Below are 17756 nucleotides of genomic sequence, written 5' to 3' on the forward strand. Positions count from 1 at the left end.
CCCCCAACCGGCACACCTATGACCAGTGGGAGAGTCACGGTGTACTTCGCCGCACTGCTCGCGCGCACCGAAGACGGGTGGGAAGCGAGCGACACAGAGCTCGACGATGTCGAGAGCCTGTCGGATCTGGCCGAACTGGCCCGTGAAGCCTCGCCCGAGGACGACACGGTGCTGGTGCTCATCGAGCAGGAGGACGCCTGGTTCGGCGTCGTCCGCATCGACGGCGAGGACGACCCTCGGATCTACGTCTCGGACGCAGCTGCCGCCGCACGCAGCTCGTACGGCGAGATCCTGCTCACCGACGAGCTGCTCGGACGGGATCCGGACGACGACGATGTCGTCGACCTGGACTCCCTCGACCTCGACGGCACCGAGGACGGTGACACCGAGGAGGAGGACGACGACGAGGACGGCACCTCCTCGGCCGAGGCCGTTCCGCACAGCCCGGTCGGTGACCGCCAGATCCTGGACGACCTGGGCGTCGGCGAGAAGGAGCTGCTGCTCCTCGACGCGGACGACGCGCTGAACTCCATCGCCGAGGCCCTGGGGGCCTCGGAGGTCCTGGAGACCGTCCGCTGACCACAGCACGCACAGAAGGGACTCCGGACCCGGTACGCGACCGCTGGCGGCCCGCGATGCGGCTCGCCCTCGACGAGGCCGGACAGGCCGACCGGGGCGGCGACGTCCCGGTCGGCGCGGTCGTGCTGTCCCCGGACGGTACGACCGTGCTCGCCACCGGGCACAACGAACGCGAGGCCACCGGCGATCCGACGGCGCACGCCGAGGTCCTCGCGATCCGGCGAGCCGCCGCCCACCTCGGTGAGTGGCGGCTGTCCGGCTGCACACTCGTCGTCACCCTCGAACCCTGCACGATGTGCGCGGGCGCGCTGGTGCAGTCCCGGGTGGACCGGGTCGTCTATGGCGCCCGCGACGAGAAGGCGGGCGCGGCCGGCTCGCTCTTCGACGTCGTACGCGACCGGCGGCTCAACCACCGCCCCGAGGTGATCGGAGGCGTCCTCGCGGACGAGTGCGCGCACCTGCTCACGGAGTTCTTCCGGGACCGGTAGCCGGACCGGTGGCAGCCCCCGTCTCGGGCCTCCGATTACCGATTTCAAACCACGCCCCACCTTGTTGTAAGGTCTCTCTCGGTAGCGTGTCCGAGCGGCCGAAGGAGCTCGCCTCGAAAGCGAGTGTGGCGCAAGTCACCGAGGGTTCAAATCCCTCCGCTACCGCTTCTGAAGGGCCCCGTCGAGAGACGGGGCCCTTCGTGCTGCTCCTTCTCACTTCCCGTCTCAGCGAACCACCGGGTTCACCAAAATCGAGTGGCACACTCGCCTCCCCCTCTACGCTCCATACGTGGATCGCGACGAGGGCCGGGCGTCGTTACGGACATGGATGAGTGGGCCAGACGCTTGGTGCCCGACTCATCGTCTCTGCCGGCAGACCGGTTCCACCCGTGGGTCGGGGATGCTGCTCGCAACTTCTGGGAATCCCAGCACTGTCGAGCTGCCGTCCTCGCAACTGCGACGTCAGTCAACGCCCGCCTTCAGACCAAGCTCGGCAGACGAGACCTGTCGGACGCCGGCGACCTGACCAACGTCCGTTCCGGACGGCATCCACCATGCTGGTCCGGCCTGTCTCATCGCCCGGCTCGCCTCCGGTGCTCCCGTCAGGGCACGAGGCCGGTGAGGCCGATGTCGAGGTCGAACGGGGCGGAGATCTTCAGGCGGTTTCGGTGGATGCCGGTGGGTACGTAGGTACTGGTCATGAGGTCGAGTTCGTAGGTGTGGACGGCGGGCGTTCCAACCTCGTCCTCGATGCGCCAGAAGTGGGCGATCTTGGCCTGGGCGTACTTGAAGGGCTTCAGGGATCGGTCCCGGTCGGCTGATTCCTCCGAGACGACTTCGATGACGAGAGTGACGTCGTCGGGTGCGTACCAGGTGCGGTCGGGTTCATACGCGGCGGTGGTGACCAGGATGTCGGGCTCGGGACGACTCTTGTTGTCAAGACGGACGGTCATCTCCCGCTCGACCTCGAACCCCGCAGGAGCCGCCTGACGTAGAGCGAACGTCATGTTCTCCACGAGCCGGGAGTGCCAGGACCGCTGTGGCGACATCATGAAGATCAGGGCTCCGTCGATCAGTTCGGTGTGCCGCGGCGCTTGGGGGAGGTGATCGAGGTCATCGGCTTCCCAGCCGCTGGGCCTGGGCGGGATCATCCAGTCGGGGAGTTCGGCGGTCACGGCTTCCTCCAAGCGCTGCGTAAGGAGCGATCAGGGGCCTTGATCCCGGATCACGGACACGGGCCATGTACCTGGCCTCAGCGTAGTTGACGCCCCTCCTCGGCGAACGGCATGTAGTGCCTCGTCATGGGCGGAGCCTCCGGACACGCAGCGTGTCAAAGCTTCTCCGGCCTCGACCAGTGATGTCCGTCAGCACTGATCCAGGCTCGCCCTGTATGTCCGATCTCCAGTTCGTGCGTGCCGGTGTCAACACCCCTTCACCTGCGGGCCGTTGGTCCCTGGTTGATCCCTGATTGATCCAAAAAAGGGCCGTGAAGGTTACACTCACCGCCGGCAACAGGGGGCCCACGGGCACGGAGTCACAGGGGAGGCCGCGATGGCGGTGAACGCCAAGAAGATCGTCGTCTACTTGCTCGTGGTCTTCGCGCTGTACGTGATCATCACGGACCCGTCCAAGGCGGCCGACTACGTCCAGATAGGCTTCGAGGGCATATCGGACGCCGCGAAGGCCATCGGCGACTTCATGACCTGGCTGGCCGACGGGGCGCAGTAGCCGACCACCACCCGGGAGCCGCAGATGATCCGCCACCTCGTCCTCTTCAAGCTCAACGAGGGTGTCGAGCGCGACGACCCGCGCGTCGCGGCCGGCGTCGAGGCCTTCCGCCGGCTCGGCGACCTGATCGAGGAACTGCGCTTCTGGGAGCTGGGCTGGAACATCAGCGACCGCCCCATCGCCTACGACTTCGCGATCAACTCGGCGGTCGACGACCCCGACGCCCTGAAGCGGTACGTCGAGCACCCCGCGCACCAGGCGGGTGTCGTGCTGTGGCGCGAGTTCGCCACGTGGATCGTCGCCGACTACGAGTTCTGAGCGCACCCCCGAACAGCCTTCCGCAGAGCCCCTTGCCCTCACGGCAAGGGGCTTTTGTTGCTCAACACGGCATAACACGGTATTAGGCGGTGCTTGCACACAGTGCACATGTCTTGTGATGCTATGACCGCTTTTGACGGATGAGTTGACCTATTGAAGAGGTGTGGCGTTGACCGTGTCGGCCAGTACAGCGCCGCCCCAGGACGAGGCGCCCGCACAGCCCCCCGTGGCAGCCGCTCCGCCGCGCAGCCGCGGCGCGGACACCCGGGCCCTCACCCAGGTGCTCTTCGGCCAGCTCAAGGGGCTCCAGCCGGGTACGCCGGAGCACAACCGGGTGCGTGGGGCGCTCATCGAGGCGAACATCCCGCTCGTGCGCTACGCCGCCGCCCGCTTCCGCTCCCGCAACGAGCCGATGGAGGACGTCGTCCAGGTCGGCACGATCGGTCTGATCAACGCCATCGACCGCTTCGACCCGGACCGGGGCGTGCAGTTCCCGACGTTCGCGATGCCGACCGTCATCGGCGAGATCAAGCGGTACTTCCGTGACAACGTCCGCACGGTCCATGTCCCGCGCCGGCTGCACGAGTTGTGGGTGCAGGTCAACGCGGCGACCGAGGACCTGACGACCGCCTTCGGGCGCACCCCCACCACCGGCGAGATCGCCGAGCGGCTGCGCATCGGCGAGGACGAGGTGCTGTCCTGCATCGAGGCCGGCCGCTCGTACCACGCGACCTCCCTGGAGGCCGCCCAGGAGGGCGACGGGCTGCCCGGCCTGCTCGACCGGCTCGGCTACGAGGACCCGGCCCTGGACGGCGTGGAACACCGCGACCTCGTCCGCCACCTCCTCGTCCAACTCCCCGAGCGGGAACAGCGGATCCTGCTGCTGCGCTACTACAGCAACCTCACCCAGTCGCAGATCAGCGCGGAGCTCGGCGTCTCCCAGATGCACGTCTCCCGGCTCCTCGCGCGCAGCTTCCAGCGGCTGCGCTCCGCGAACCGCATCGAGGCGTAGAAGCCCCAGCGGGAGCCATTGCGGCAGCCGTACCCGGACATAACCGAAAGCCCGAGCGAGCTGTCACCGGTACGAACGAATCGCTCATGCGACCCTTTCCCGACAGTTCTGCGCTGAAAAGCCGTCAGACCCCCTGTTTCCAGGGCTGATTCGTCACAGACATGTCGACATGTCACTACAGCGTGTTGCCGACATGTGACATTCTGCGGGAAGCGCGTTTGCCGTGGCTCCGGCTCCGGTATTCAGGTGAAGGCACCGCTCCCCAGACGGGGGCGATCGCCGCGACCGTCCCGCGACCCAAAGGGGGTGGCATGTCCGCAGACCAGGGCAGCTCGAAGGTGCTCACGCTCACCAAGAGCGACGCTGAGCCCGCACTCGACGCCGTTACGGTCCTTGAGGCCGTACCCGCCGTACCGGCCCCGGCCCTCCCGACCACGGGAGCCATCGACACCCGCACCCTGTCCCGCTCCCTCTTCCTGCGGCTCGCCGCACTCGACGAGAACAGCCCCGAGCGTGGTTACGTCAGGGACACCCTCATCGAGCTCAACCTCCCGCTCGTGCGGTACGCCTCGGCGCGTTTCCGCTCCCGCAACGAGCCGATGGAGGACATCGTCCAGGTCGGCACGATCGGCCTGATCAAGGCGATCGACCGCTTCGACTGCGAACGCGGGGTGGAGTTCCCGACGTTCGCGATGCCGACCGTCGTGGGCGAGATCAAGCGCTTCTTCCGCGACACGTCGTGGTCGGTGCGCGTCCCGCGGCGCCTGCAGGAGCTGCGGCTGGCCCTGACGAAGGCCAGCGACGAGCTCTCCCAGAAGCTGGACCGGTCGCCGACCGTCCCCGAACTCGCCGCGGTGCTGGGCGTGTCCGAGGAGGACGTCGTCGACGGCCTCGCGGTCGGCAACGCGTACACGGCCTCCTCGCTCGACTCCCCGGCCCCCGAGGACGACGGCGGCGAGGGCTCGCTGGCGGACCGTCTCGGCTACGAGGACACGGCCCTGGAAGGCGTGGAGTACCGCGAGTCGCTCAAGCCGCTGCTCGCCAAACTGCCGCCCCGCGAGCGCCGGATCATCATGCTGCGCTTCTTCGCCAACATGACCCAGTCGCAGATCGGCGAGGAGGTCGGCATCTCCCAGATGCACGTCTCCCGGCTGCTGACCCGCACCCTCTCGACCCTCCGCGAGGGCCTGATCTCGGACTGACCCCCAACAGGGTCACGAGGGTTCCTATTTGACGGAGTGTCAGCCACCATGGCGCGATGCCCCGTTCGACATGGACAGCTGGCCGCCGAGGCGCCCTGTTGGGCGCGTCGGCGGCCGTCGTCTGCGCGACACTGACCGCGTGCGGAGACACCGGCGACGGCTACGTGGCGGTCGGCCCGCCCCGCCCGTCGGCTACGGCGGTACGCCCGACCGGAAGCGTCACCCTGGTGCCGCTCGACAGCCCGAAGTCACCTGCGGCGAGAGGGACTTCGGGCACAGGGACCACACCGGCACCGGGGTCCACCACGCCCAACCCGGCGGCCTCCTCACCCACGGGCGCCAAGTCCGGCCGTAGCAGCACGCATTCACCGTCACCGACCCCAACTGCCGTTCCTACGACGGCCCCCGGCACCCCCGCCGCCCTCGCCTGGGGCGACCCCGTGCGCAAGGCCACGGACGAGCGCTGGTGCGAGGACGTGACCCTGAGCTTCCGCAACTCCGGCGGTACGGGGGTGCGTTCGGGCACGGTGACGTTCGGGACGCACATCATCGGGGCCCTCGGGATCGACTGGGCGACGATCGAGTCGGCCGAGCCGCTTCCCGTGCCGATCGCGGCCCACGCGCGCGAGGACCACACCTGGACCGTGTGCGTCGACGCGTGGCGCGTGCCGTTGGGGATGCACATCGAGACGCGGGATGTCTCGGTCACCTGGCGGTAGCGCGGTGGATAGGCTCCGCGGCATGGACGTTCAGGTGGAGATCGCGCGCGAGGCGACCGGTGAACTCGTGGACGCGTTCGGGCGGTTGCTGCCGCAGCTGTCCTCCACGGCCGAGCCACTGGACCGGGCCGCCGTCGAGCGGATGGTCTCGTGCGCGACGAACACCGTGCTGGTCGCACGAGCCGAAGGCACCGTCGTCGGCACTCTCACGCTGGTGATGTCTCCCGTGCCGTCGGGGCTGCGAGGGCGCGTCGAAGACGTCGTCGTCGACAGCGCCGCCCGCGGGCGGGGGATCGCCGCGCTGCTGATCGACGAAGCGCTGCGCATCGCCCGGGAGGCCGGGGCTCGGACCGTCGATCTGACCTCGCGGCCGGACCGCGCCGCGGCGAACCGGCTGTACGAGCGGCTCGGCTTCCGGGTCCGGGAGTCGACGGTCTACCGGTTCCCCTTGGAGCCGGAGCGGTAGACCACCGCGTCCAGGTAAAGCGGTCGGTATTGCGTGAAGGGTTACATGAAGGCCAGGTAGGCCACCGCCGCCACGACCAGCACGGCGACGACGACGCCGACGATCAGGCCGACGCGGGGTCCGGCCGAGGCCGTGGGCGCGGCCTGGGGCCGGCCGCCCTGTGGGGTCTCGTCGACGAAGGCACGGAACATCTGGGTGCTGCCGGCGGGGTCGTAGTTGCCCTCGGGGCCCTGGGTGTTTGCCATGGGCCGAGACACTAGCGAATCCCCGGGTGACACCCAAGTGCGGGGCCTCGGACAGGGTTTCCCACCTGCGGGTTTACGTTCAGAAATGCTTGCCTTTGCCAACTTTTTATGCCGCACCTACCCGTTTTATTTGCCTGTAGCAACCAACCTCTCTTAGTCTCTTATGGTTGCCCTAAGCAACGAACACGGCACGAGCATGGGAGGTGTGATGGCCGAGCGGACGCAGTACGAGGAGCTGATGCGTCAGTTCAGTGCCTTCGGCGCCGTACGCAGGGAGCTGGGGCGGATCATGCCGTCCGACTGTCCCGGCGGCTCCGCGGCCGTACTGACCCTGCTCGACCGGTACGGCGACATGCGCATGAGCAAACTCGCCGAGCTGCTCTCCGTCGACATGTCCGTGACCAGCCGCCATGTCGCGCACGTCGTCGACCGGGGCTGGATCGAACGGTCCCCCGACCCCGCCGACAAGCGCTCCCGCATCCTGCGCCTCACCCCCGGCGGCCGGACCCAGGTGGACGAACTGTCCCGGCGGACCGCCCAGTTGTTCGCCGACCGGCTGAGCGACTGGAGCGACGAGGAGGTCGGCCAGCTGATCGAGCTGATGGCCCGGCTGCGGGCGAGCTTCGGCGACTGCCGTACCGCACCGCCGCCGCCCACACGCCCTCCCACGCACCCTCCCGTCGTGGCCGAGACCCCCCACACCAGCGACTCCCCCCACCACGAACTCGAACACACCACCCGTACACCCGCATAAGCACGGAAGAAAAGGAAGCCCATGGCAACGACCACACCAGCCGGTGTGCGGGCTCACGCCAAGCACGGAGGACCGTCCCCCGACGGCGCTCCGATGACGCACCGGCAGATCATGGAGGCGCTCTCCGGGCTGCTGCTCGGAATGTTCGTCGCGATCCTGTCGTCGACGATCGTCACCAACGCACTCCCCAAGATCATCGGCGACCTGGGCGGCGGCCAGTCCGCCTACACCTGGGTCGTCACGGCCTCACTGCTGGCCATGACCGCGACCACGCCTCTGTGGGGCAAGCTCTCCGACCTGTACAGCAAGAAGGCGCTCGTACAGATAGCCCTCGTCATCTACGTGCTGGGATCCGCCGCCGCCGGTCTGTCCCAGAACCCCAGCATGCTCATCGCCTGCCGGGTCGTCCAGGGCGTCGGTGTCGGCGGTCTGTCCGCCCTCGCGCAGATCGTGATGGCCGCGATGATCTCCCCGCGTGAGCGCGGGCGCTACTCCGGCTACCTCGGTGCGACCTTCGCCGTCGCCACCGTCGGCGGCCCGCTGCTCGGCGGCGTCATCACCGACACCTCGTGGCTCGGCTGGCGCTGGTGCTTCTACGTCGGTGTGCCGTTCGCGATCATCGCGCTGATCGTGCTGCAGAAGACCCTGCACCTGCCCGTCGTCAAGCGCGAGGTGAAGGTCGACTGGGGCGGTGCGTTCTTCATCTCCGCCGCCGTCTCCCTGCTGCTGGTCTGGGTCACCTTCGCCGGTGACAAGTACGACTGGATCTCGTGGCAGACGTACGCGATGGTCGGCGGCTCGATCGTGCTCGGCCTGCTGTTCCTCCTCGTGGAGACCAAGGCGAGCGAACCGATCATCCCGCTGCGGCTGTTCCGCAACCGCACCATCACCCTGTCCTCGCTCGCCTCGTTGTTCGTGGGCGTCGCGATGTTCACCGGCACCGTCTTCTTCAGCCAGTACTTCCAGCTGGCCCGGGACAAGTCCCCGACCATGTCGGGCGTCATGACGATCCCGATGATCAGCGGGCTCTTCATCTCCTCGACCGTCTCCGGCCAGTTCATCACCCGGACGGGTAAGTGGAAGATCTGGCTGGTCAGCGGCGGTGTGCTGCTGACCGCGGGGCTGGGTCTGCTGGGCACCATCCGGTACGACACGGACTATTGGAAGACTGCCATCTTCATGGCTCTGCTGGGTCTCGGCATCGGCATGATGATGCAGAACCTGGTGCTGTCCACGCAGAACCAGGTGGCCCCGGCCGACCTCGGTTCGGCCAGCTCCACGGTCACCTTCTTCCGTTCCCTCGGCGGTGCGGTCGGCGTCTCCGCGCTGGGCGCCGTCATGGCCCACCGAATCACCGACTACGCCAAGGATGGCATCGCCGGCCTCGACCCCAAGTACGCCGCCCTGGCCTCCGGTTCGAGTTCCAGTGACTCGATCCCCGACATGAACAAGCTGCCCGCGCCGCTGCGCACGGTCATGGAGAGCGCGTACGGCCACGGCATCGCGGACGTCTTCCTGATCGCCTCGGCCCTGGCACTGCTCGCCTTCCTCGTCACGCTGTTCATCAAGGAGGTCCCGTTGCGGACCAAGGGCGCGCTGGCGCAGGCGGCGGACGACACCGCGGAGGCTCCGGCGACCGAGGTCCCCGCCGCCGCACAGGCTTCCGCGCCGGTCGAGGAGCGGACCCCGAGCTGGGCCGCCGCCGAGACGAATACCGAGTCCGGTCCCGAAGGCACCCGGCAACTCGCCGCCGTAGCCACGGTGGCCAGGGAGGAGACCGCCCCCGTGTCCAGTGGAACTCCCCTCAGCGGCTTCGTCCGCGGCGCCGAGAGCGCGCCCGTCCCGCAGGCCGCCGTCACCCTGATCTCCCTCGGGGGACGCCAGCTGGGCCGCTCGGTCACGCAGGCGGACGGCTCCTACGCGCTGGCCGCGCCGAGCGTCGGCTCGTACGTCCTGATCGCCTCCGCCGACGGCTTCCAGCCGCAGGCGTCCACGGTCGTCGTCAACGGCCACGAGCCGGTCTCCTACGACGTCCTCCTCAGCGGCACCAGCGGTCTGAACGGGCTCGTCCGGGCGGCCGAGACGGGGCTGCCCGTCAAGGACGCGATGGTCATCGTGACGGACGTGCGCGGCGACCTCCTCTCCACCGGAATCACCGGTGAGCAGGGCGAGTTCGCGTTCGCCGAGCTGGTGCCGGGAGCCGTGACCGTCGCGGTGAACGCCGCCGGGTACCGGCCGCGCGCGCTGCCCGTCGAGGTCGGCGGCACGGGCGTCACCCGGGTCGAGATAGACCTCGACTCCGGCGCCCAGGTCCAGGGCGTCGTCCGCGCCCCGCACGGCCCGCTGGCCGACGCCCGCGTCACCCTCGTGGACGCGGCGGGCAACGTGGTCGGCACCGCCACCACCGGTTCGGACGGGGCGTACGCCTTCACCGACCTGAGCGGCGGCGAGTACACGGTGATCGCGACGGGCTACCCGCCGGTCGCGACCGCCCTCACGGTGAACGGCCGCGGAGCCGACGGCCACGACATCGAACTCGCCCACCCCGGCGAGTAGTTGATACCCCGGTCCGCGCAACGCGTCCCGAGCGGAGGCGTGTTGCGCGGACCGGTCTCATTTGTACGGCTGTACGGCAAGGAGTTAGAGGGACATGGGACTGACCGCGAAGATCCGTACCCGCGACGGATGGGCCGTGTCGCACGCGGTCGTCACGGTGACCGACATGACCGGGGCGCAGGTGCTGCGGGCCGAGGCGGACGCGGAGGGGGCCGTACGGGATCCGAATCCGATGACCCCCGGGCCGTACACGGTGATCGTGACGGCCGTCGGGTACGCGCCCGCCGCCGCCACCGCGATCGTCACCGCGAGCGGGCGGGCCGAGGTCGGCACGGTGACGCTGGCGCGGCAGGGCGGTACGGAGCTGCCGCCGCCCGGGCCGTGGACGGTCGACCCCGCCCACTCCACGGTCGGCGCGGTCGCCCAGCACCTGGGCATCTCCAGCGTGCGCGGCCGGTTCACCGACTTCACCGCGTCGGTCGAGATCGCGCCCGACGACATCGCCAAGTCCCGTGTGGAGGCGGTCATCGGGGCCCAGTCCATCGACACCGGCAACGGCATGCGCGACGAGCACCTGCGTTCCCCGGACTTCCTGGACGTGGCCCGCTACCCGGAGATCACCTACCGCTCCTCGGGCCTCACCCCGGCCGGTTCCGACCGCTGGACGGTCTCCGGCGAGCTGACCCTCCACGGTGTCGTACGGCCGGTCGCCCTCGACCTCGCCTACCTCGGCACCGGAGCCGACCCCTGGGGCGGCACGCGCGCCGCGTTCCGGGCGACCACGGAACTGCACCGCGAGGACTTCGCGATGAACTACAACCAGGTCGTCCAGGCGGGCATCGCCGCGATCGGTACGACGCTCAGGGTCGAGCTGGACATCCAGGCGGTGCAGGGGGAGTCGCTGCCGCAGGCGTGAGCGGGCGGGGTACGCCTAGGCTGGCCGTATGGCTTCGAACATCGCGAGCAACACCTCTGTGTCCCTGGACGAGCTGCTGGACTTCGTACGGCCCCGGCACCGGGCCATCCTGCTGACCCGGCGGGCGGACGGCAGCCCGCAGGGTTCGCCGCTGACCTGCGGGGTCGACGACTCGGGGCGGATCGTCGTCTCGACCTACCCCGAGCGCGCCAAGACCCGCAACGCCAAGCGTGATCCGCGGGTCAGCCTGATCATCCTGAGCGACGAGTGGAACGGGCCGTGGGTCCAGATCGACGGCACCGCCGAGGTCATCGACTCGCCGGAGTCCGTGGAGCCGCTCGTCGAGTACTTCCGGAACATCTCCGGGGAACACCCGGACTGGGACGAGTACCGGGCGGCGATGGTGAAGCAGGGGAAGTCGATCGTGCGGGTCACGCCTGAGAAGTGGGGCCCGGTCGCCACCGGCGGTTTTCCGGCGCGGCTCGCCTAGGGCCGAGGTGGTGCTGGGGGCACAGCCCCCAGAGGGGGTACCCCCGGACGGGCTATTTCTCCCGCTCGACCATCGCCTCGATCCCCGCCACCAGCAGGTCAAGGGCGAAGGTGAAGTCCCGGTCCATCATCTCCTCGACCGTGTCGCCGCCCCGGGCCGCCATGAGTTGCCTGGACTCCTCCAGGACCTCGGCGGCCGTCGGGGCCTCGGTCACCGTGGTCATGGCGTGGCGGAAGTAGTCGTCGGCGGTCATGCCCGTGTCGGCGACCCGGGCGAAGAAATGGCCCTCGATCGTGCCGTAGCCGTACACGAACTGGAAGACCGACACGATCGCCCCCGTCAGCCCGTGGTCCGGCAGACCCGTGCGCCGGATGACGCGCTGGACCACGCGGGAGAACGCGAGCGAGTTCGGCCCGATGTTCAGGTAGGAGCCGACGAGCGGCGACAGCCAGGGGTGTCGGACCAGCAGGGCCCTGTACTCCGTTGCCAGGGCGCGGAGTTGGTCCCGCCAGTCCTCGCCCTCGGCCTCCGGGTCGGGCAGGCCCAACTCCCCGAAGGCGGCGTCCAGGGCGAGTTCGAGGAGGTCGTCCTTGGAGTCCACGTACCAGTAGACGGACATCGCGGTCACGTTCAGCTCGGCGGCGAGCCTCCGCATGGAGAACTTGGCCAGCCCTTCGGCATCCAGCAGTCGTACGGTGACTTCGGTGATGCGGGTGCGGTCGAGGCCGGGTTGGCCTCCGCCGCCGCGCCCGCTCCGGCGCGTCTTCGTCGCAAGCCAGACACTGGTGCGCGCGGAACGCCCCGACGGCGACGATGTCTTGGCCATGACGCACCTTCCTCAAGATCCAAATTCCGGATCACTGTAATCAGGGGCGCGAGGAACTGCGCGACCAGCCGCAACGCACACCCCGCCACCCGAGCTACTGGGCGACCACCACCCCCGAGTCTGCCCGCTCCGCCCGCCACAACAACGCCGCAGCGAGCAACCCCCCGGCCAAAACAGCGACCGCCCCCACCAACTGACTGACCTCCAGCCCCGCAGCGAAGGAATCGGTCACCTTCTGCCTCTCCTCAGCGGAAGACGCCGCCGCCAAGCCCACCGGCAGGGACACCGCAGCGAACCGGGAACTCAACACCGCCCCCAGCACCGCGACCCCCAACCCGTTCCCGAACTCCCCCAACGTGCCGTTGATCCCGGCACCAACCCCTGCCTTCTCCGGAGGAATCGCACTCATGATCGCGTGAGCCATCGCCGGATTGGCGATCGCCGCCCCCGCCCCGATCAGCACCAGCCCCACCAACGTCCCCGCATACCCGCCGGTGGCAAACGAGGCGATCGACACCAGCCCCGCCGACATCAACACCATCCCCAGCCCGATGGAAACCGGCGCCCCAAGCCGCTTCGTCCACTTCGCCGCCAACCCCGAGAAGTTGAGCGCGACGATCACCAGGGCGAGCGGCGCCGTACGGACACCGGCCTCCAACGGGCCGTAGCCCAGGACGAATTGGAGGTGCTGGGTGAGCAGGAAGAGGGAGCCGGCCATGCCGAAGGTGATGAGGACGACCCCGGTGACCGCGCCCGTGAAGCGGCGGTCGCGGAAGAAGTCCAGGTCGAGCATCGGGTACGGGACACGGTTCTCCCAGTACGCGAAGGCGGTCAGCACCGCGATCGCCACCGCGCCGGTGAGCAGCACCCGCCCGGACGTCCAGCCGTGCGCCGGGCCGGAGATGATCGCGTAGACCAGCGCGGCCATGCCGACGGTCGAGAGCAGGGCGCCGAGGAGGTCGGGGCGGTCGCCGCGCGGGTTCTTCGACTCGGGGACCAGGACCACCGCAGCCACCAGCGCGAGTGCCGCGACCGGGATGTTGATCAGGAAGATCGCGCCCCACCAGAAGTGGTTCAGCATGAAGCCGCCGAGGAGCGGGCCCGTCGCGAAGCCGAGCGCGTTGACCGCGGCCCAGATGCCGATGGCCCGCGGCTGTTCCTCGGGGCTGAAGATCTGCATCACGACGGCGAGCGTGGTCGTGATGAGCAGCGCGCCGCCGACCCCCATCCCGGCCCTCGCGGCGATCAACTGCCCCGTGGACTGGGCGAGTCCGGCGACCAGCGAACCCACGCCGAACAGCACGAGACCCGCGATCAGCATCTTCTTACGGCCGTACCGGTCGGCCGCGCTGCCCGCGGTGAGGAGGAGTCCGGACTGCACCAGCGAGTACGCGTTGATCATCCACTGGATGTCGGCGGTGCCGGCGCCCAGTTCGCGGGTGAGCGAGGGGATCGCGACGTTCAGGACGGTGTTGTCGAGCAGCACGGTGAGCTGGGCCAGGCAGATGACTCCGAGGACGATCCAGCGCTGGGGGTGGCCCTGGAGGGTTTGGGGGCCTGGGGAGGTCGGCATGCTGTACACCGTAGAACAGTTCCTATACGGCGTACAACAGAGATACGGCGGACACGAAGAGGGGCGGTGACCGTGTGGTCACCGCCCCTGCTCAGTGGAGAAGTGTCAGCTGCTCGTCTTCTGCGTCAGGTCGTAGAAGGTGGCCGAACCGACCGTCACCTTCTTGTAGTTCTTCTCGACCCACGAGGAGATCTGCGAGGAGCTGCCCGTGCTGCTGCTGCCCATTCCGGTGCCGCCCGAGATGAAGTAGTGGATCTTTCCGTCCGCCACGTACTTCTGGAACTGGGCCAGCGTCGGCGACGGGTCGGTGCCGTTGAAGCCGCCGATCGCCATCACCGGGTCTCCGGTGGCGAGTTGGTAGCTCGCGGCGTTCTGGGAGCCGATGGACGCGGCGACCCAGGTGTACTTGCTCGCGTCCGTCTGGAGGAGCTTCTTGGCCGCCGAGGTGACCGTCGCGCCGTTGAGCAGGCCGCCGACGCCACCGCCGCCGCCCATGCCGCCGTCGCCGCCGGTCTGACCGCCGAAGCCGCCACCCTGGTTCTGGGTGGTGCCGCCGCCACCGGGCGTGGTGCCCGTACCTCCGCCGGGCATCGTGCCCGTGCCGCCGCCGGGGAAGCCGCCGCCCTGGTTCTGGGTGGTGCCGCCGCCCTGCTGGCCGGGCATGGTGCCCGTGCCGCCGGTGCGGTTGCCGCCGCCGAAGCCGCCTCGGCCGCCACCGCCGCCCGGACCGCCGCCGCCACCCATCATGCTGGCGCCGGCCGGACCGGCCGTCGGGATGGAGCCGGTGTGCGCCGAGTTGACCGTCGACAGCGTGTACGCCGCCGGGCCCGCCAGGCCTGCCACGATGCTCAAGCCGACTGCCGCGAGGGCGAGTTGGCGGCCGATCTTCGCCACGAAGATCAGGCCGAGCGCACCGGCCAGGGAGCCGAGGAGGACCAGCCACTTCAGCCAGGGCAGGTAGTCGGAGGTGCGGTTGAGGAGGACGTAGCCCCAGACGCCGGCCGCAACTACCGCTGCGGCAAGGGTGATTGACGCCCAGATCTCGCCGCGCCTCTCCCACAGGGAGCCGGCGCCGATGCCGATGACGGCGGCCATGTAGGGGGCGAGCGCGATCGTGTAGTACTGGTGGAAGATGCCGGCCATGTAGCTGAAGACGACCAGGGTCGTCACCAGCGAGCCGCCCCACACGAGCATCGAACTGCGCCTGACCGACGTGCGGCCCAGCTTGCGCGTGGCCACCAGGCCCGCGACGAGGAGGATCAGCGCGGTGGGCAGCAGCCAGGAGATCTGGCTGCCGATCTCGTCGTTGAACATGCGGTTCCAGCCGGTGGCGCCCCACATGCCCGTGCCGGTGCCGCCGCCTCCGCCGCCGACGCTGCCGGTCTCGTCGCCGCTGAGGCGGCCGAACCCGTTGTAGCCGAAGGTCAGTTCAAGGAAGCTGTTGTTCTGCGAGCCGCCGATGTAGGGGCGCGAGGACGCCGGCCACAGCTCGACGAGCGCGACCCACCAGCCGGCCGCGACGACCAACGCGCCGGTGGCCAGGCCCAGTTGGGCGAACCTCTTCTTCACGCTCACCGGTGCGCAGACCGCGTAGACGATGGCCAGCGGCGGCAGGATCAGGAAGGCCTGCAGGGTCTTCGACAGGAACGCGAAGCCGATCGCGACTCCGGCCCACACCAGCCACTTCGTGCGGCCGTCCTCCAGGGCCCGGACGACGAGGTAGCAGGCGGCCGCCATGAGCAACGCCAGTGCGGCGTCAGGGTTGTTGAAGCGGAACATCAGCGCGGCGACCGGGGTGAGCGCCAGCACGGCGCCCGCGATCAGACCGGCCTGGGGGCTGTGCCGACGCCGTACCGCCGCGTAGACGACCGCGACCGTGCCGACGCCCATGAGGACCTCGGGGACCAGGATCGCCCACGAGTTGAGGCCGAAGATGCGGACCGAGATCTCCATCGGCCACAGGAACGCCGAGGGCTTGTCGACGGTGATCGCGTTGCCCGCGTCGAGCGAGCCGAACAGGAACGCCTTCCAGCTCTTGCTGCCGGCCTGAACCGCCGCCGAGTAGAAGGAGTTGGAGTAGCCGGACGCGCTCAGGTTGTAGAGGTAGAGCAGCGCCGTCGCCAGCAGCATGCCCCAGAACGCGGGGCGCGCCCAGCGCGGGTCCTCGGGCCGGCCGCGCCACAGCCGCCGTCCGAGCGGCTGCTTCGGCTCACCGGCGCCGGGGGCCGGCGTGTGCGACTCCACGACGACCGGCTCACCCGCTGCCGTATCTCTGCCGGTGTCGCTGTCACCGGTAGGCGGCCCCCAGGACGAGGGGCTGCCTCCTCCCGGGTAGGTCGTCTGATCGGTGTCGGTGGTCATCGGGGGTCCCTCGGATCGGTGTCGTGGGGACGCACCGGCTGCAACTGCATCGTCGCGTCCCTCCAGGTGCCGTCCGCGGCTTCACCGGCGCGGAACTGGGTGGTGTTCGGGGCGGTGTCGTACGCACTCTGCTGCGGCTGCGGCTGACGCTGGGGCAGCGGGGCGGCGTACGAACCGGGGTACTGCGGGTTCTGCGGGTGCTGCGTCGCCGCCGAATAGGTAGGCGACGAAGGGGAGTTGAGGGCTACGACCGTCGAGTCCTCGGCGCTGTCGCCGCGGTCCGGGAACACCCAGGCGCGGAAGAGCAGAAAGCGGAGCACGGTCGCGGCGAGGTTGGCGGCCACCAGGACCGCGAGTTCGGTGGAGTGCGCCGGGTCGCTGCTGGCCGCGTTCAGCGCGGCGAGCGAACCACTGGTCAGCGCGAGGCCGATGGCGAAGACGACGAGGCCCTGCGCCTGGTGGCGGACGGCTCCGCCCTTGCCCCGGACCCCGAAGGTCAGCCGGCGGTTCGCGGCGGTGTTGGCGACCGCCGAGACCAGCAGGGCGAGCGCGTTGGCGACCTGTGAGCCGCCGAACTGCCGGAAGAGGCTGTAGAGGACGAGGTAGAAGAGGGTGGAGAGACCGCCGACCACGCAGAACCCGACGAGCTGGCGGGCCAGCCCCTTGGGCACGTCCTGGATGTCGCGGTCGCGGGGGTCGTCGCCGAAGGGCCGCGTGACGCGGTCGAGCGGCAGCGAACCGGAGGCCAGGGCCTTGCCCACGCGCCACACTCCCTTCAGGTCCTCGGTCGCCGTCCTGACGATGTGGACGGTCGAGTTCGGGTCGTCGACCCAGTCGACCGGCACCTCGTGGATACGGAGTCCGGCACGCTCGGCCAGCACCAGCATCTCGGTGTCGAAGAACCAACCGGTGTCCTCGACGAGCGGCAGCAGCGCCTGGGCCACATCACGCCGGATCGCCTTGAATCCGCACTGGGCGTCGGAGAAGCGGGCCTGCAGCGAGCCGCGCAGGATCAGGTTGTAGGTCCGGCTGATGAACTCGCGCTTGGCGCCACGCACGACACGCGACGAGCGGGCCAGCCGGGAACCGATCGCCAGGTCGGAGTGACCCGAGATCAGCGGCGCCACCAGGGGGAGCAGCGCGTTGAGGTCGGTGGAGAGATCCACATCCATGTAGGCGAGGATCGGGGCGTCCGAGGCGGACCAGACGGTGCGCAGTGCTCGACCGCGCCCCTTCTGCTCCAGCCGGAACGATTTGACCTCGGGGATCTCCGACTCCAGCCGCGCGGCCACCTGAGGGGTGGTGTCGATCGACGCGTTGTCCGCGATGGTGATGCGGAACGCGTACGGGAACGTGCGCTTGAGGTGCTCGTGCAGTCTGAGCACACATGGCTGGAGGTCCTTCTCCTCGTTGTAGACGGGGATCACTACGTCCAGGACAGGCGTACCGGCGTCTCCGGCCGGGAGGTGCTCCCGCGCCGGCAGGGTGCCGGGAGAAGAGTCGGTTCGCATGCACCGACTCTC

General features: G+C 69.3%; 19 protein-coding genes and 1 tRNA gene. 14 read left to right on the forward strand and 6 right to left on the reverse strand.

Annotated elements, in window-relative coordinates; genetic code table 11:
* Nucleotides 1–39 precede the first annotated feature (39 nt).
* The 4 genes from OG496_RS28160 (at nt 40) to OG496_RS28175 (ending at nt 1757) form a co-directional block, all read left to right on the forward strand.
* Nucleotides 40–579: a hypothetical protein gene (locus OG496_RS28160; RefSeq protein ID WP_405976722.1), complete on the forward strand. Its 540-nt coding sequence runs from the start codon at nt 40–42 to the stop codon at nt 577–579.
* A gap of 56 nt (nt 580–635) precedes the next feature.
* On the forward strand, nt 636–1067 hold the full coding sequence (tadA, locus tag OG496_RS28165; RefSeq protein WP_405972871.1) for a tRNA adenosine(34) deaminase TadA: 432 nt from the start codon (nt 636–638) through the stop codon (nt 1065–1067).
* An 80-nt stretch (nt 1068–1147) separates the two neighbouring features.
* Nucleotides 1148–1232 (forward strand) — tRNA-Ser (locus OG496_RS28170).
* Nucleotides 1233–1391: 159 nt separating this feature from the next.
* The gene (locus OG496_RS28175; RefSeq protein WP_405972872.1) at nt 1392–1757 is read left to right on the forward strand and encodes a TIGR02391 family protein; all 366 of its coding nucleotides are present in this window, start codon (nt 1392–1394) and stop codon (nt 1755–1757) included.
* On the opposite strand, the gene OG496_RS28180 is transcribed toward OG496_RS28175, so the two are convergent.
* Nucleotides 1670–2242 (reverse strand): Uma2 family endonuclease, encoded by a 573-nt coding sequence (locus OG496_RS28180; protein WP_405972873.1) that lies wholly within the window; start codon nt 2240–2242, stop codon nt 1670–1672. The two genes, OG496_RS28175 and OG496_RS28180, sit on opposite strands and share 88 nt — an antisense overlap.
* 376 nt (nt 2243–2618) lie before the next feature.
* Between OG496_RS28180 and OG496_RS28185 the strand changes: the two genes are divergently transcribed.
* From OG496_RS28185 to OG496_RS28210, 6 genes are all read left to right on the forward strand, one after another.
* Entirely contained in the window at nt 2619–2795 is a 177-nt protein-coding gene (locus OG496_RS28185) for a hypothetical protein (RefSeq protein WP_328681707.1), read from the forward strand.
* Between the two features lie 24 nt (nt 2796–2819).
* On the forward strand, nt 2820–3113 hold the full coding sequence (locus tag OG496_RS28190) for a Dabb family protein (RefSeq protein WP_405972874.1): 294 nt from the start codon (nt 2820–2822) through the stop codon (nt 3111–3113).
* 163 nt (nt 3114–3276) lie between these two features.
* A complete protein-coding gene (locus OG496_RS28195) occupies nt 3277–4125 on the forward strand; it encodes an RNA polymerase sigma factor SigF (protein ID WP_366497685.1) in 849 nt (282 codons plus the stop codon).
* A gap of 311 nt (nt 4126–4436) precedes the next feature.
* Complete coding sequence (locus OG496_RS28200; RefSeq protein ID WP_266859067.1) at nt 4437–5327, forward strand: RNA polymerase sigma factor SigF; 891 nt, start codon at nt 4437–4439, stop codon at nt 5325–5327.
* A gap of 56 nt (nt 5328–5383) precedes the next feature.
* Entirely contained in the window at nt 5384–6046 is a 663-nt protein-coding gene (locus OG496_RS28205) for a hypothetical protein (RefSeq protein WP_405972875.1), read from the forward strand.
* Nucleotides 6047–6068: 22 nt separating this feature from the next.
* Entirely contained in the window at nt 6069–6512 is a 444-nt protein-coding gene (locus OG496_RS28210; RefSeq protein WP_405972876.1) for a GNAT family N-acetyltransferase, read from the forward strand.
* Between the two features lie 41 nt (nt 6513–6553).
* Here the strand turns inward: OG496_RS28210 and OG496_RS28215 are convergent, their stop codons facing one another.
* Nucleotides 6554–6757 carry a hypothetical protein gene (locus OG496_RS28215; protein WP_033285555.1) on the reverse strand — a complete coding sequence of 68 codons (204 nt, stop codon included), beginning with the start codon at nt 6755–6757 and terminating at the stop codon, nt 6554–6556.
* Nucleotides 6758–6965: 208 nt separating this feature from the next.
* On the opposite strand from OG496_RS28215, the gene OG496_RS28220 reads away from it, so the two are divergent.
* From OG496_RS28220 to OG496_RS28235, 4 genes are all read left to right on the forward strand, one after another.
* Complete coding sequence (locus OG496_RS28220; RefSeq protein ID WP_366497800.1) at nt 6966–7511, forward strand: MarR family transcriptional regulator; 546 nt, start codon at nt 6966–6968, stop codon at nt 7509–7511.
* A gap of 21 nt (nt 7512–7532) precedes the next feature.
* On the forward strand, nt 7533–10067 hold the full coding sequence (locus OG496_RS28225; protein ID WP_405972877.1) for an MFS transporter: 2535 nt from the start codon (nt 7533–7535) through the stop codon (nt 10065–10067).
* Nucleotides 10068–10161: 94 nt separating this feature from the next.
* On the forward strand, nt 10162–10983 hold the full coding sequence (locus OG496_RS28230; protein ID WP_405972878.1) for a YceI family protein: 822 nt from the start codon (nt 10162–10164) through the stop codon (nt 10981–10983).
* A gap of 28 nt (nt 10984–11011) precedes the next feature.
* Nucleotides 11012–11473 carry a PPOX class F420-dependent oxidoreductase gene (locus tag OG496_RS28235; RefSeq protein WP_399394176.1) on the forward strand — a complete coding sequence of 154 codons (462 nt, stop codon included), beginning with the start codon at nt 11012–11014 and terminating at the stop codon, nt 11471–11473.
* Nucleotides 11474–11525: 52 nt separating this feature from the next.
* On the opposite strand, the gene OG496_RS28240 is transcribed toward OG496_RS28235, so the two are convergent.
* From OG496_RS28240 to OG496_RS28255, 4 genes are all read right to left on the reverse strand, one after another.
* A complete protein-coding gene (locus OG496_RS28240) occupies nt 11526–12299 on the reverse strand; it encodes a TetR/AcrR family transcriptional regulator (RefSeq protein ID WP_399394177.1) in 774 nt (257 codons plus the stop codon).
* Between the two features lie 94 nt (nt 12300–12393).
* A complete protein-coding gene (locus OG496_RS28245; RefSeq protein WP_405972879.1) occupies nt 12394–13872 on the reverse strand; it encodes an MFS transporter in 1479 nt (492 codons plus the stop codon).
* 105 nt (nt 13873–13977) lie between these two features.
* Entirely contained in the window at nt 13978–16233 is a 2256-nt protein-coding gene (locus OG496_RS28250; RefSeq protein ID WP_405972880.1) for a glycosyltransferase family 39 protein, read from the reverse strand.
* Nucleotides 16230–17744 carry a glycosyltransferase gene (locus OG496_RS28255; RefSeq protein ID WP_405972881.1) on the reverse strand — a complete coding sequence of 505 codons (1515 nt, stop codon included), beginning with the start codon at nt 17742–17744 and terminating at the stop codon, nt 16230–16232. Before OG496_RS28255 ends, OG496_RS28250 begins: the two co-directional genes overlap by 4 nt.
* Nucleotides 17745–17756: the final 12 nt, after the last annotated feature.

This window comes from Streptomyces sp. NBC_00988, assembly GCF_045162645.1.
In the GTDB taxonomy this organism is placed as follows: domain Bacteria; phylum Actinomycetota; class Actinomycetes; order Streptomycetales; family Streptomycetaceae; genus Streptomyces.